This is a genomic window from Streptomyces sp. WM6378 (assembly GCF_001279695.1).
Lineage (GTDB): Bacteria > Actinomycetota > Actinomycetes > Streptomycetales > Streptomycetaceae > Streptomyces.
In genome coordinates, this window is the sequence record NZ_LGDD01000243.1 from 1 (window position 1) to 266 (window position 266).

Here is a 266-nt window from a genome sequence, read left to right on the forward strand (position 1 = left end):
CCAGATGTGGAAGCCCGGTAACGGGTGGAGCTGACTGGTACTAATAGGCCGAGGGCTTGTCCTCAGTTGCTCGCGTCCACTGTGTTTGTTCTGAAGCAACGAACAGTTGCTGGTTGAGCAGAACCCACTTAATTGAAAAGTGTGCTTGTTCGCTCGAAACCGATAGGGTTTCGGTGGTCATAGCGTTAGGGAAACGCCCGGTTACATTCCGAACCCGGAAGCTAAGCCTTTCAGCGCCGATGGTACTGCAGGGGGGACCCTGTGGG

1 rRNA gene is annotated in these 266 nt (G+C 54.9%); it reads left to right on the forward strand.

Going from position 1 to position 266, the window contains the following annotated elements:
• Window positions 1–169: 169 nt before the first annotated feature.
• A 5S ribosomal RNA gene (gene rrf / locus ADK54_RS19660) occupies window positions 170–266 on the forward strand; the annotation flags it as partial.